Here is a 12441-nt window from a genome sequence, read left to right on the forward strand (position 1 = left end):
CCCTTATGAAAAATAAAGATTTCCTCAAATCCCTGTCCGCCCTCGCCGCCAATCTGCGCCAAGTCATCGAGGCCGAAGTAGACGGTTTCGATGCTTCGCCGACGGCGGTGGCCGAGCGGCGGGCGAAGGTATTTGACCCGGTAGGCGGTTACGAGTATTTCGTCAACACCTACTTCCCGCATTATATCCGTTCGCCTGAAAAATCCGACCTGCACCGCTTCTTATTCAGGCGTTTACCGGAAATCGTCGAATCCCCGGAAGGCGAGAACGAAGCGGTTGGCGCGCCGCGCGGCGAGGGTAAGTCGACGCAGGTGACGCAGTTGTTTACTTTGTGGTGCATTGTAACGGGACGCAAGCATTACTGCGTGATTGTGATGGACAGCATAGACCAGGCATACCCGATGCTTGAGGCCATCAAAGCGGAATTGGAGTTTAATCCCCGCCTGAAAACCGATTTTGCGGATGTCTGCGGCCAAGGCCGCGTGTGGCAGGCAGGTACCATCGTAACGGCCAACGACATCAAGGTGCAGGTAGCGGGCAGCGGCAAAAAGCTGCGCGGATTGCGCCACGGCCCTTACCGCCCCGACCTGACGATTTTGGACGATATTGAAAACGACGAACAAGTCCGAAATCCCGAACAGCGCGACAAGCTCAATGCGTGGCTGACGAAAACCGTGCTGCCGCTCGGTGGTGTGGGGCAAAAATACGATGTGATTTATATCGGCACGATTTTGCATTACGACAGTGTGTTGAACCGAACGCTCAATAATCCGTTTTGGAAAGGCATCAAGTTTAAAGCCATGTTGAAATGGCCCGACCGCATGGATTTGTGGGACAGATGGGAAGAGTTGTACCGCAATGAAGGTGAGTTGGTGGCCGATGCGTTCTATCAAACGAACAAAGCGGAAATGGAACGCGGGGCGGAAACTTCTTGGGCAGCGCGCGGCGTGCTGGCTTTGATGAAAATCCGCGCCCGCGACGGACACGCGGCTTTCGATTCGGAATATCAGAATGATCCGGTGAGCGGTGAAGATGCACCGTTTGCCCAAGCCATGCAGTTTTGGGCGGAACTGCCCGCCGATTTGGTGTATTTCGGCGCGCTCGACCCTTCGCTCGGCAAAGCGGGGGCCAGCCGCGACCCGAGTGCGATTATCGTGGGCGGGTATCAAAGAAGCAGCGGCAAGCTGTTTATCGTGGAAGCGCAAATTAAGAAGCGTTTGCCCGATTTGATTATTGAAGACGTTATCCGCTTGCATGCGCAATATAAGTGCAAGCTGTGGTTTGTGGAAACGGTGCAGTTTCAGGAGTTCCTGAAAGACGAGCTGGTAAAACGAAGTGCGGCAAAAGGCATTCCCGTGCCGGCGCGGGCGGTCAAACCGATTGCCGACAAGCTGCTGCGGATTGAGACTTTGCAGCCGCACATGGCCAACGGGTTGATTTTACTTCATGCCAATCAGCAAACCTTAATCCAACAGTTTCGCCATTTTCCCAAGGCAGACCATGACGACGGCCCCGATGCGGTGCATATGTTGTGGTCGGGGGCAACGGCCAACAGTGCGCCGGTGGAATATATGGCGGTGACGAAACATGGGACGGACGGCGGTTTCGGCAGCGGCGCATGGTGAAACTGACACCGGGCAGGGCTTACGATTAATGCAGGCAGCAGAGAATTGGGGCAAGTTTAACTTGCCCTTTTTTTATTTATGAAAAACATTTTCAGCAGTGCATTGAGCAAAATTCTGCCGGGCCGCTATACACCGAAATCTACCCCGCAAACGGCGGAAATTACCCAAAACACCCAGACTCACGAACACCCGAGCAAAGGTTTGACACCGCAGAAGCTGCACGGCATTTTGGAAGCTGCCGAGCGCGGCGATATGAAGGCGCAGTCGGAACTCTTTGCCGACATCGAGGAGAAAGACGGCCATATCTTTTCCGAGATGAGCAAGCGCAAGCGGGCGGTCATCGGGCTGGATTGGCGCGTGATGCCGCCGCCGAACAGCACCGACGCCGAACGGCGGCTGGCCGAAGAAGTCAAGGGATGGATTGAGCGTCTGCCCGATTTCGAAGACATGATGTTCGACCTTTTAGATGCGGTCGGGCACGGCTTTGCCTGTGTGGAAATCGAATGGCAGCAAATAGGCGGCCTGTGGCTGCCGAAAAACTTTATCCACCGTCCGCAAGGCTGGTTTAAGGTGGACGGTGCCGATAATGTGCGGTTGGCCAAACAGGATAATCCGGATGGGGAAGAGCTGTGGGCGTTCGGCTGGCTGGTACACAAACACCGCAGCCGTTCGGGTTTGCTGGTACGCGGCGGGCTGATGCGCACGCTGGTTTGGCCGTATCTGTTTAAGAATTATTCGGTGCGCGATTTGGCCGAGTTTCTGGAAATCTACGGCCTGCCGACGCGTTTGGGCAAATATGCGGTGGGGGCGGACGAAACCGATAAAACCACGCTGCTGCGGGCGGTAAAGGAAATCGGACACAACGCCGCGGGCATTATCCCCGAAACCATGAATATCGAATTGCTTAATGCCGCCAACGGCAGCAGCGAGCCGTTTATGGCGATGATCGACTGGGCGGATAAAACATCGTCGAAAGCGATTCTGGGCGGTACGCTTACCAGCATGGCCGACGGTAAAACCAGTACCAACGCGCTGGGTCAGGTGCATAACGAGGTGCGCCATGATTTGTTGGTGTCGGATGCCAAGCAGCTTGCCGGTACGATAACGCAGCAACTGATTCTGCCCCTGCTGCGGCTGAATAAAGGCAACGTGGATGAAACCTGCCTGCCGCGTTTCCAGTTTGATACGCAGCTACCCGAAGATATGGCGGTTTACGCCGAATCTTTGCCTAGGCTGGTAGAGATGGGCATGAAGATTCCGCTGGCGTGGGCGCAGGAAAAACTGGCGATTCCGCTGGCTTCGGACGACGAGCCGGTATTGGCTTTGCAGACGGCTGAAAGCGAAGGTGTCAAAGTTGCGCCGTTAAGTTACCGCCGCGTGGCCTTGAGCAGGCAGGGCGAAATCTTGGATATGGGGCAGGCGGCCATCGATAACGCAGGTTTGGGCAAAATCGCCCTGCCCGAGCATATTGAGCCGTTTTTGCGCGGGTTGGGTCAGGCTTTGGCCGAGGGCGACAGCTATGAAGAGGTGCAGGAGCGGCTGTTGCGTGCTTATCCGCATTTAGACAGCGCCGAATTTCAGACGGCCTTGGCGCGGGTGATTTTCATCTCCGACCTGTGGGGGCGGCTCAATGGCTGATTTGGGTTTTGCCTTCGGTTTGGAGCCGGAAGCGGCGGTCAAATATTTTGAAGGTTTGGGCTACCATATCCCGCCCGACTGGGATGTGAAATGGAATGAGGCGCAGACCAAGGCGCGGACGATTGCAGGCATACACAGGCAGGATATTGTCGGCGAGTTTCACGCGGCAATGTATGAGGCGGCGAAATCGGGCAAATCGTTTGAGGCTTGGCGCGATGAAGTGCAAGGCCGTCTGAAAGCGCATGACTGGCATCTGCTCAAAGACGGCGATATTGTGGACGGAGACACCGGCGAAGTCCTCGGACGCGGTATTACCAAACACCGCATGGAAACGATTTTCCGCACTCAGATGCAATCGGCTTACATGGCCGGTCATTGGCAGGCGTTTGAAGAAGGTCGGGATGATGCGCCGTGGCTGCAATATTCGGCCATTTTGGACAGCCGCACCCGCCAAAGCCATGCGGCGGCGCATGGTGCGGTGTATCACATCGACGACCCGTTTTGGGATTACTTCTACCCGCCCAACGGCTTCAATTGCCGCTGTACCGTGCGGGCGCTTTCAGACAGTGATTTGAAACGGCGCAATCTGCTGCCGCAAAAAGCGCAGCTTGAAGATACGGAAGTGGTGGTCAACCGCAAGGGCGATACCCGCCCCGCCAAAGCGGTAAAGCTGCCGGACGGCCGCCGCTTTTATACCGATGCGGGCTTTCAGCACAATGTCGGTAAAAGCCATTTGGCCAACTTGGGGCAGTTGCAGATGCAGCGTGCAGTGGAACTGCCGCCGAAACTGGCGAGCGTATCGATTCAGACGGCCTTAAAACAGCCTGATTTGATGCGGGCGGTATCGCAACAGGCGGCGCAAATGGTACGGCGGGTGGATGCGGAAAAAGTAGCGCGCGGGAAAACGCTGTATGTGGGCGCATTGGCCCTGCCCGTGTTGGACGCATTGGCGGCAAGGAAAATTTACCCGCAATCCGCCGTGATTGCCATAAGCGACGAGCGGGTATTGCACGCTTTGCGCGACAAGAAGGTCAAGCCGCTGCCGGTATCGTTTTGGGAGAAGATACCCGAACTACTGCAAGAGCCGGAGCAGATTTTATTGGGCAAGGCGGGACGAAATGACGATGCCAAACAGTTTTTGGCATTTGTGTATCCGCTGTCGGCAGGCAAGGGGAAGCTGGTGGTAACGCTGGACTATGATGTGAAAACCCGACATCCGTTGACAGGTAAGAAAGAACATCTGACCTTGAATATGGTCAACACCGGCATGATTGCAGAAACGGATAAACAGGTGGATAGCTTACTGTACGGGTATGAAACAATATGGAAAAAGCCATAAAACTCTTTGCCTGATTCGAACAGGATAATACGCGACACGGTAACGTGGCCGTAACCTTTCCAGTAGGAAACCCGAGTTTTATGGCTGTTGGAACCAATATACCATGATTGAGATAAAAATCAACACAGACACCCTGCAAAACAGCTTAAACGCTGCGGCGCGGCATACCTCCCACACCAAGCCTTTGATGACGCGGCTTGCCCGCATCATGCGCAACGCCGTACTGGAGAATTTCGCCGCCGGAGGCCGTCCCGCTTGGGCGCCGCGCAAATATCCGACTGCGCGTGAAGGTTCGGGGCTGTTGCAAGCCAGCGGCCGCCTGCGCAATTCGATTACGCCGAGCAGTACCAACGATACGGCGGTGGTCGGCACCAATGTGGAATATGCGGCTATCCATAACTTCGGTGGGAAAACCTCGCCACACTTGATTAGACCGAAAAAAGGCAAAGCGTTGAAATTCGGCGGCCGCTTTGCCAAGCAGGTTAACCACCCCGGCAGCAATATTCCCGCACGCCCGTTTATGACCCTGCAACCGGAGGACGAAAAGGCCCTATCCGATGCGGTGGCGGAATATCTGGCACAGGCCATTCAGGGGCGGTAATCATGCCTGCCTGAAAAATGCCGAAAAACAGCCCGAAAACGCCCTAACCCATACTTACCCCTACCCATCGCCTGAAAATCAATCCTGCGCGCGTTTGAACACCTTTTGAACACTATCCCACGCGTATCTCTGCAAGTACATTTCCCTTCCCTAGAAATTCATCTGTCTGACATAGGCCAAGCTTTGACGAGGGCGCGGCTGCCGCACAATGCGGGCTATGGACACCAAAACCCTTCTTGCCGCCTTATCCGCCGCCCATGTCGGCGGTTCGGACGGCTTAATCAAAATCGTACCCAAAGGCCAATTCGCACCGGTTGACGGCCGCACCGATACGGGTGTGCCGCACTGGACGATGTCTGCCGATTTGGCACAGCAAATCATTGCCGCCTTTGACGCCGCGCAAACCGACCTTGTGGTCGACTACGAACACGCCACGCTGAAAGCCGCCGAAACGGGGCAGCAAAACCCTGCCGCCGGCTGGATCAGCAAATATGTATGGGATGACGAGCGCGGCCTGATGGGCGAAGTGAAATGGACGCAACGCGCCAAAGACATGATAGACAGCGGCGAATACCGCTATCTGTCGCCGGTACTCGAATACGACACGCTGGGCAATGTACGCGGGCTGCACAGTGTGGCGTTGACCAATTCGCCCGCACTGGACGGCATGGCTCTGGCTGCATTGAGCCGCCAAAACTCTATCAACCCCAAACAGGAAACAAGTATGAACAAGGAAGCTTTAATCAAGCTCTTGGGCTTGGCGGCGGATGCCGACGACAAAGCCATCGAAGCGGCTTTGGCCGAAGCACAGGAAAAGCTGGGCGGTAAAACGCTTGCCGAAGCACTGGCCGCACCCAAAGAAGAACCGCAAGGTAGCGAAGGCGATAAAGGCGATGCCGGCAAACCCGAAGACAAGCCGCAAGGCGGCAATGCCGACGACGGCGAGGTAGCCGAACTCAAAGCGCAAGTGGCCGCGTTGAGCAAAAAAGTGATTGCAATGGAAGTGGGCGGTACTTCAGACGGCCTGATCCGTGCCGCGCTTTCAGACGGCCGCCTGTTGCCGCATCAAGAAGCATCGGCGCGCCAACTGGCCGCCAAAGACCCTGAAGCGTTTAAAGCCCTGATTGACGGCAGCTTGGCACTGGCCGCTTTGAGCAAAACGCAGACCGGCGGCAAAGGCGGCGCAGACGGTACGTCCGCGCTGACCGCCGAAGAAGCAGCCGTCGCCGCGCAATTGGGCATCTCTGCCGAAGATTATGCGAAGGCCAAGTAATCCGATAAAGGAAAAGACAACATGATTATCACACCAGACACCTTAAAAGCCCTGTTCACCGGCTTTAAAAAGAATTTCCAAGACGGCCTGAAAATGGCGGAAAGCCAATACAAGGAAATCGCCACCGTCATTCCGTCTTCCACTGCGTCCAATACTTACGGCTGGCTCGGCCAATGGCCCGCTTTCCGCGAATGGGTGGGCGACCGCGTATTCCAAGATATGAAGGCGCACGGCTATGCCATCACCAACAAGCATTTTGAAAGCTCGGTCAAGGTCAACCGCAACGACATCGAAGACGACAACGTCGGCATTTACGCGCCGATGATGACCGAGATGGGCCGTGCTTCGGCGGTGCATCCCGACGAATTGGTGTTTGCCTTGCTGAAAAACGCACACGCCACGTTGTGTTACGACGGTCAGAACTTCTTTGATACCGACCATCCCGTGTATGAAAAAGTGGACGGCACCGGTCAAGCCAGTACCGTATCCAATATTTTCGCCGGCAGCGAAGCGGCCTGGTATCTGCTGGACACTACCCGTGCCCTGAAACCGTTGATTTACCAAGAGCGTAAAGCGAAGCAGTTTACCGCCATGACCGCCGATACCGACGAAGGCGTATTCATGCGCAACGAATACCGCTACGGCGTGGACGGCCGTTGCAACGTGGGCTTGGGCTTCTGGCAGATGGCGGCGAAATCGCAAGAGAAACTGGACGCTGCCGGTTTCGAGAAAGCCTACAACGCGATGGTGAGCCTGAAAGGCGACGGCGGCAGACCGCTGGCCATCCGCCCGAATGTGCTGCTGGTACCGCCTGCTTTGGAAAATGCGGCCAAAGAGCTGGTGGAAGGCGACCGCCTGGCCAACGGCGCGTACAACCCGAACAAAGGCAAGGCGAAAGTCATCGTATCGCCTTGGTTGCTGTAACGAACAGGCGGACACCGCCCGCCGGAAGGGATAGAAAATGGCAAAAGAAAAAAACGGACAGGAAGTTGGCGCGACCGTCGATGTCCAACCGGAAGAGGTAACCGTAACCGCTGCCTTACAGGCCGAGATTGAAGCCTTGAGAGCCGAATTAGACAAAGCCAATGCCGAAATTCAGGTAGCGCAGGCAGAGTTGGCCGCCGCGCAAGAGCGCAATGCCAAATTGGAAAGACTGCTTGAAGCCGGCCTTGCACCCGGCGGCATTTCAGACGGCGAAACTTTGACACCTGAAGCGGAAGCCGCCTTTTACACCGGCAGCGGAGCACCCGCCGCAGATGCCGAAGTGGTGGCGATTAAGAGCAAACACGGCCATGCGTTTTTCCGCGCCGGCTACCATGTACAGCCGAACTGGACGTTTGTGCGCCGTGCCGACTTCGAACCCGCCGACTTTGAGCGCCTGATTGGCGACCGTATGGTTGAAGCGCGCGAAGCCCTGCCGACGGACGCATCATGAGCTACGCCGCCGTTGCCGATTTGGTGGCGCGTTTCGGCGAAGCCACCATCACCGGCCTGACCGACTTGTCCCGCAAGGGCGCGGTGGACGAAACCGTCGCACAGCAGGCTTTGGATGATGCCGCCGCCGAAATCGACGGCTATCTGATGAACCGCTATACCCTGCCTCTGCCCAAGCCGCTGCGCATCTTAACCGTGTATTGCTGCGATATTGCGGTGTACCGCCTGTGTACCGGCAAACGGCAGCTTACCGAAGACATTGTGCACCGCTATGAAGCGGCAGTGAAATTCCTGCAACTGGTGGCGGCGGGGAAAGTCGGCTTGGGCGTTACCGAACCCGCAGGCGAAAAGCCCGCCGTACAAGGCAACGGCGTGATGTTTACCACACAGGAAAAGGTGTTCGGTCGTGATAGCGTCTATTGAACAAGCCATCAGGCAGCGGCTTTCAGACGGCCTCGGCCAAATGGTAACGGGTGTCTTTACTTACGGCGGCGAGTTCGACGGCGAAGGTTTGGCGCAGGTGGTCAACCAGTTCCCCGCCGTGTGGGTCATGTTTGCCGGCATCAAAGACACCATCCGCCACGATACGCGCGGCAGCCGTTTTAAAGCGATTGGCCAATTCACGGTATTGGTGGGAGACCGTGCCAGCGGCAGCGAAGCAGACAGCCGTTTCGGCGGCCTGCACCGCCATGATGTCGGCACCTACCGCCTGATGCAGACCTGCCGCCACCTGCTGACCAATCAATCGCTGGGCTTACAGATAGACCGTCTGCAACCGGGGGCGGCCAAAAGCCTGTTCAGCCGCCAAATGGAGCAAGACGCCGTTAGTGTGTTTGCGCTGGAATTTGAAACGTATTGGTTTGAAGACGCGCTGCAAGACGGCGATTGGCCGCGGCCTGCGGTTTCAGACGGCCAACAGGCGAAAGTATATGCCGACGTATCCGAATACCAAGGCCGCACCGAACCCGAACATCCCGACTTTAAAGGCGTGAACCTTGAATTGCGTATCCCGCCGAAAACCCCCGACCAACCCGCCGATATGGCGGCCACCGTTGAAACCAAGGTGAAACCATGAACGAAACCATTAAAGTACGCGCCGCCGACGGCCTGCAAGTGCCGCTGGCCGGTAAACCACATGAATACATTACCGACCAAGAAACCGTTACCGTACCCGATGCCGCCTATTACCGCCGCTGTATCGAATACGGCGACCTTGTGGTCGTAACCGAAGACACCCAACCCGCGAAAGGCAGCAAATAATGGCATCCGCAAACATCAATTTCGAAAAAATCCCCGCCAGCACCCGCAAGCCGGGCGTGTACGCCGAGTGGAACACCAAGCTGGCCGTGCGCAACCTGCCCACCAACAAACAGCGCGTGTTGATTGTGGCGCAGCACAACAATCCCGCTTTGGGTGAGCTTACCGAGCTGGAAAACGTGTTTTCCGCCGCCGATGCGGCCGCCAAATACGGCGCAGGCAGCATGGCGCACCTAATGGTTACCGCCGCGATTAAAGCCTATGCCTATGCCGATTTAAGCCTGATTACCGTAGCCGACAACAAGGCCGGAGTGGCCGCCGGCGGTAAAATCACCTTAAGCGGTACTGCCAATACCCAAGGCGTGTTGCGTGTGAGCATTGCCAATGCTGACACTTTAACCATCGGCATCGGCGCCGAAGACACCGCAGCCACCGTTGCCGCCGCCGTCAAAGCCGCCATCGATGCCGTGCCCGATTTGCCGGTTACCGCCACCGTTGCCGAAGCAGTGGTGACGCTTACCGCCAAAAACAAAGGTACGGCCGGCAACGCCATCCGCATCAAAACCAGCAATACCGCCGAAGGCATTACCGCCGCCGTTACCGCCATGACGGGCGGCGATGCCAACCCCGATATTGCCGCCGCGCTCAATGCCGTAGTCGCCGAAGGCCACCACATCATCGCCTGCGGTATCAACGACGAAACCAACCTGCTGAAACTGCGTGCCCATTTGGATACCGTAGCCAGCCCGATGGAAAAACGCTGGGCAATATGCGTATACGGCCAAACCGGTACGCTGGCGCAAGCCACCACCTTGGCAGGCCGTCTGAACCACGGCCATATCGTCAGCGCGTGGTATCGCGGCACCCCCAGCCTGCCTTGCGAGCTGGCCGCCGCCTTTGCCGCTGTGATGGCGAGCGAAGAAGACCCCGCCCGCCCGTTGAACACGCTGGCATTAAACAGCATCGGCGTGTGCGAAAGCAAAGACAAAACCATGCGCACCGAGCAGGAAAACGCCCTTTATAACGGTGTTACCCCGATTGAAACCAGTCCGGCCGGTACGCAGGCGCAAATCGTGCGCGCCATCACCACCTACACCAAAACCGCCAACGGCACGGCAGACGAAAGCCTGCTGGACGTAACCACCGTGCGCACCCTGATTTATGTAAGCCGCGCCTGCGTCGACCGCATCGCCCTAAGATTCCCGCGCGACAAATTGAGCGACCGCACCCCGCCGCGCGTGCGCAGCGAACTGATTGACGTATTGATGTGCTGCGAAGAGCTGGAAATTTTGGAGCGCGTGGAAGAAAACCTGCCGAAACTGATTGTGGAACGCGACCTGCAAAACACCGGCATGTTGAACTGCCGCATTCCCAGCGATGTCGTCAACGGCCTGCATGTAGTAGGTATGGTTGTAGATTTATATTTGTAAGAAAGGCTGAAACATGAGTACCGAATACGTTGGCAGCGTCATCCTCTATCTGGGCGCGAACGAAGTCCAAGTAACCAAAATCGACGTGAAAGACAACACCGGCAAAAAGCCCGTAAAAACCATGAACCGCACCCGCCGCGTCAAAGGCTTTACCCGCGGCGTCGGCCAATACGACATTACCTTTACCGCCGTGGTGCCGACCGACGGCACGGCGGTGGACTGGGCAAAGATCGACGACGCCAAAATCAGCCTAGTTCCCGACGTGGAAGGCGCGCGCCCGACATCGTACCTCGGCTTCTGCGCCACCGAAGCGGGTGACAGCTATACCGTAGATAATGAGCTGGTGGTGGATGTGACCGGTTTTGCGATTCGGAAGGTGTTGGAGTAAAGATTTTCTTGTTAACAGAAGCCGCTGAAGCGGCTTCTGTTGTTTTTATTACACTGTTTTTAATAAAATTCAATTTTTCAAGTAAAATACTTGAATTTTAAAAAAGCCTTTGATATTATTTAGCCACGTTGAATGTGGCAGTAATGCTGCAAACACATGAAAAGGAGCTTGAACAATGGGACTGACTAAATTCGGCGCAGCCGTTCGTGAGGCTCGTCGTCAAACTAAACAAACTCTGCAAACGATGGCTGCTACATTAGGTACTTCTCCTGCTTTTTTGAGTGCTATTGAAACTGGTCGTAGTAAAGTGCCAATGGATTTTGTTAAAAAGGTTGAAGATTTTTTTGAAAACTTAGGCCAACCAATAGACGGTTTAAAGCAAAAAGCGATGGTTTCTAATGAGAATGTATCGTTAAGCGGCTTAAGCCTGCAACAACAAATGCTGGTGGCTGGTTTTGCCAGTTCAGACTTCAGCAAAGAGCAATTGGACAAATTTGCTGAATTATTAAGAACCATTCATCATAAAGATTCACAGAAAGAAGGGGATGATGCAGCAAACTAATTATTCAATGCGTGGTGTGCGTGTGGGAATGTTAAGCGAAGAAACGATTCAGTTTTTTGCAAACGAAGCTGCCAAATTTTTGGTAGTAGATAAGCGTACTCGTAAAAAAATGGATGCATTTATGGAAATGCTGGAAGAGTATGGCATTGTAATTGATGTTGTTGCTGATTCTGAATGGCTAGTCATTACCAACGCAATGTGCCATAACGGAACGATTCTGATGCCTAATAGCCTCTATACTCGCATTTGCAATGGCGAGGACGAGGCTATCTTTATTTTCTTTCATGAATTGGGGCATTTGCTTTTAGGGCATAAAGCCATGTTGCATTATAGTGAAGTTCTTCCCACGAAACAGGAAGATTCAGAATGGCAAGCTGATGAGTTTGCAAAATGTATTTTAAGAAACATGGGAATTAAATATGTACCAGAACAGTTAAGCTTACGATTTTAAAAAGAGAAATGACTTGGAATGTTGGCGCATCCCAAGCCATTATTGTGGTGTACTAGCATACTTCCAATATGCTGTACAAGTGTAGTTCTCCATCCGCTAACTGCAAACAGATTTCAAAGAGAAATACTTGAAAGGGACTTGAGTATATATTTTTCAGATTTGTTTGTCCACGAAAAGCGAAGTGATGGCCACCATTTTTACAATTGGAGGTGCCATTATGGCTATGACTAAGGCTCCCGTTACCCCCGACTTGGTGGACGATACAGGTGCATACATTTTTAGAAAGTCTTTTACCACCAAAAGTGGTAAGAAAATTGTTTCTAAAAATGGGAAGCCATTTAAAATTCCTGTGAAAGTTTAGGAATATATAAGCCCCGCTAAGCGGGGTTTTTTCATTACTGACGCGTGTTTAGTCGCCCATCTCATCTCCTTAAGTGACAATT

15 protein-coding genes are annotated in these 12441 nt (G+C 54.6%); all 15 read left to right on the forward strand.

The annotated features are described in order from the left end of the window. The first annotated feature begins 5 nt into the window (after positions 1 to 5). The 15 genes from terL (at position 6) to IUJ45_RS09595 (ending at position 12359) form a co-directional block, all read left to right on the forward strand. Entirely contained in the window at positions 6 to 1625 is a 1620-nt protein-coding gene (gene terL / locus IUJ45_RS09525; protein ID WP_002237245.1) for a phage terminase large subunit, read from the forward strand. A gap of 78 nt (positions 1626 to 1703) precedes the next feature. Then, positions 1704 to 3263, forward strand: a complete 1560-nt coding sequence (locus IUJ45_RS09530) for a DUF935 domain-containing protein (protein WP_002212726.1) — start codon at positions 1704 to 1706, stop codon at positions 3261 to 3263. Beyond that, positions 3256 to 4602, forward strand: coding sequence for a phage head morphogenesis protein (locus IUJ45_RS09535; RefSeq protein WP_002237243.1), 1347 nt, complete (start codon positions 3256 to 3258; stop codon positions 4600 to 4602). The genes IUJ45_RS09530 and IUJ45_RS09535 overlap by 8 nt, the downstream gene beginning before the upstream one ends. Before the next feature lie 103 nt (positions 4603 to 4705). After that, positions 4706 to 5203: a phage virion morphogenesis protein gene (locus IUJ45_RS09540; protein ID WP_002212728.1), complete on the forward strand. Its 498-nt coding sequence runs from the start codon at positions 4706 to 4708 to the stop codon at positions 5201 to 5203. A 208-nt stretch (positions 5204 to 5411) separates the two neighbouring features. Beyond that, on the forward strand, positions 5412 to 6476 hold the full coding sequence (locus IUJ45_RS09545; RefSeq protein WP_010981241.1) for a phage protease: 1065 nt from the start codon (positions 5412 to 5414) through the stop codon (positions 6474 to 6476). 21 nt (positions 6477 to 6497) lie between these two features. After that, positions 6498 to 7400 carry a Mu-like prophage major head subunit gpT family protein gene (locus IUJ45_RS09550; protein ID WP_002212731.1) on the forward strand — a complete coding sequence of 301 codons (903 nt, stop codon included), beginning with the start codon at positions 6498 to 6500 and terminating at the stop codon, positions 7398 to 7400. A gap of 37 nt (positions 7401 to 7437) precedes the next feature. Continuing rightward, positions 7438 to 7911, forward strand: coding sequence for a hypothetical protein (locus IUJ45_RS09555; protein WP_002212732.1), 474 nt, complete (start codon positions 7438 to 7440; stop codon positions 7909 to 7911). After that, positions 7908 to 8333, forward strand: a complete 426-nt coding sequence (locus tag IUJ45_RS09560; protein ID WP_002212733.1) for a gp436 family protein — start codon at positions 7908 to 7910, stop codon at positions 8331 to 8333. Before IUJ45_RS09555 ends, IUJ45_RS09560 begins: the two co-directional genes overlap by 4 nt. Next, positions 8317 to 8985: a DUF1834 family protein gene (locus tag IUJ45_RS09565; RefSeq protein WP_002212734.1), complete on the forward strand. Its 669-nt coding sequence runs from the start codon at positions 8317 to 8319 to the stop codon at positions 8983 to 8985. Before IUJ45_RS09560 ends, IUJ45_RS09565 begins: the two co-directional genes overlap by 17 nt. Next, a complete protein-coding gene (locus tag IUJ45_RS09570; RefSeq protein WP_002212735.1) occupies positions 8982 to 9170 on the forward strand; it encodes a DUF2635 domain-containing protein in 189 nt (62 codons plus the stop codon). Before IUJ45_RS09565 ends, IUJ45_RS09570 begins: the two co-directional genes overlap by 4 nt. Beyond that, positions 9170 to 10597, forward strand: a complete 1428-nt coding sequence (locus IUJ45_RS09575) for a phage tail sheath C-terminal domain-containing protein (protein WP_002212736.1) — start codon at positions 9170 to 9172, stop codon at positions 10595 to 10597. The genes IUJ45_RS09570 and IUJ45_RS09575 overlap by 1 nt, the downstream gene beginning before the upstream one ends. 13 nt (positions 10598 to 10610) lie before the next feature. Beyond that, a complete protein-coding gene (locus IUJ45_RS09580; protein ID WP_002246332.1) occupies positions 10611 to 10985 on the forward strand; it encodes a hypothetical protein in 375 nt (124 codons plus the stop codon). 175 nt (positions 10986 to 11160) lie between these two features. After that, the gene (locus IUJ45_RS09585; RefSeq protein WP_002212738.1) at positions 11161 to 11547 is read left to right on the forward strand and encodes a helix-turn-helix domain-containing protein; all 387 of its coding nucleotides are present in this window, start codon (positions 11161 to 11163) and stop codon (positions 11545 to 11547) included. Then, on the forward strand, positions 11531 to 11998 hold the full coding sequence (locus IUJ45_RS09590; protein ID WP_002212739.1) for an ImmA/IrrE family metallo-endopeptidase: 468 nt from the start codon (positions 11531 to 11533) through the stop codon (positions 11996 to 11998). The genes IUJ45_RS09585 and IUJ45_RS09590 overlap by 17 nt, the downstream gene beginning before the upstream one ends. Before the next feature lie 181 nt (positions 11999 to 12179). Next, positions 12180 to 12359, forward strand: coding sequence for a hypothetical protein (locus IUJ45_RS09595; RefSeq protein WP_125939526.1), 180 nt, complete (start codon positions 12180 to 12182; stop codon positions 12357 to 12359). Positions 12360 to 12441: the final 82 nt, after the last annotated feature.

The organism is Neisseria meningitidis (assembly GCF_022869645.1).
Taxonomy (GTDB): domain Bacteria; phylum Pseudomonadota; class Gammaproteobacteria; order Burkholderiales; family Neisseriaceae; genus Neisseria; species Neisseria meningitidis.

Bases quoted from the DNA above. Each gene is read 5' to 3' on its own strand.
- IUJ45_RS09530 (WP_002212726.1), top strand. From the start codon at position 1,704: ATGAAAAACATTTTCAGCAGTGCATTGAGCAAAATTCTGCCGGGCCGC.
- terL (WP_002237245.1), top strand. From the start codon at position 6: ATGAAAAATAAAGATTTCCTCAAATCCCTGTCCGCCCTCGCCGCCAAT.
- IUJ45_RS09585 (WP_002212738.1), top strand. From the start codon at position 11,161: ATGGGACTGACTAAATTCGGCGCAGCCGTTCGTGAGGCTCGTCGTCAA.
- IUJ45_RS09560 (WP_002212733.1), top strand. From the start codon at position 7,908: ATGAGCTACGCCGCCGTTGCCGATTTGGTGGCGCGTTTCGGCGAAGCC.
- IUJ45_RS09570 (WP_002212735.1), top strand. From the start codon at position 8,982: ATGAACGAAACCATTAAAGTACGCGCCGCCGACGGCCTGCAAGTGCCG.
- IUJ45_RS09545 (WP_010981241.1), top strand. From the start codon at position 5,412: ATGCGGGCTATGGACACCAAAACCCTTCTTGCCGCCTTATCCGCCGCC.
- IUJ45_RS09550 (WP_002212731.1), top strand. From the start codon at position 6,498: ATGATTATCACACCAGACACCTTAAAAGCCCTGTTCACCGGCTTTAAA.
- IUJ45_RS09580 (WP_002246332.1), top strand. From the start codon at position 10,611: ATGAGTACCGAATACGTTGGCAGCGTCATCCTCTATCTGGGCGCGAAC.
- IUJ45_RS09575 (WP_002212736.1), top strand. From the start codon at position 9,170: ATGGCATCCGCAAACATCAATTTCGAAAAAATCCCCGCCAGCACCCGC.
- IUJ45_RS09555 (WP_002212732.1), top strand. From the start codon at position 7,438: ATGGCAAAAGAAAAAAACGGACAGGAAGTTGGCGCGACCGTCGATGTC.
- IUJ45_RS09590 (WP_002212739.1), top strand. From the start codon at position 11,531: ATGATGCAGCAAACTAATTATTCAATGCGTGGTGTGCGTGTGGGAATG.
- IUJ45_RS09540 (WP_002212728.1), top strand. From the start codon at position 4,706: ATGATTGAGATAAAAATCAACACAGACACCCTGCAAAACAGCTTAAAC.
- IUJ45_RS09535 (WP_002237243.1), top strand. From the start codon at position 3,256: ATGGCTGATTTGGGTTTTGCCTTCGGTTTGGAGCCGGAAGCGGCGGTC.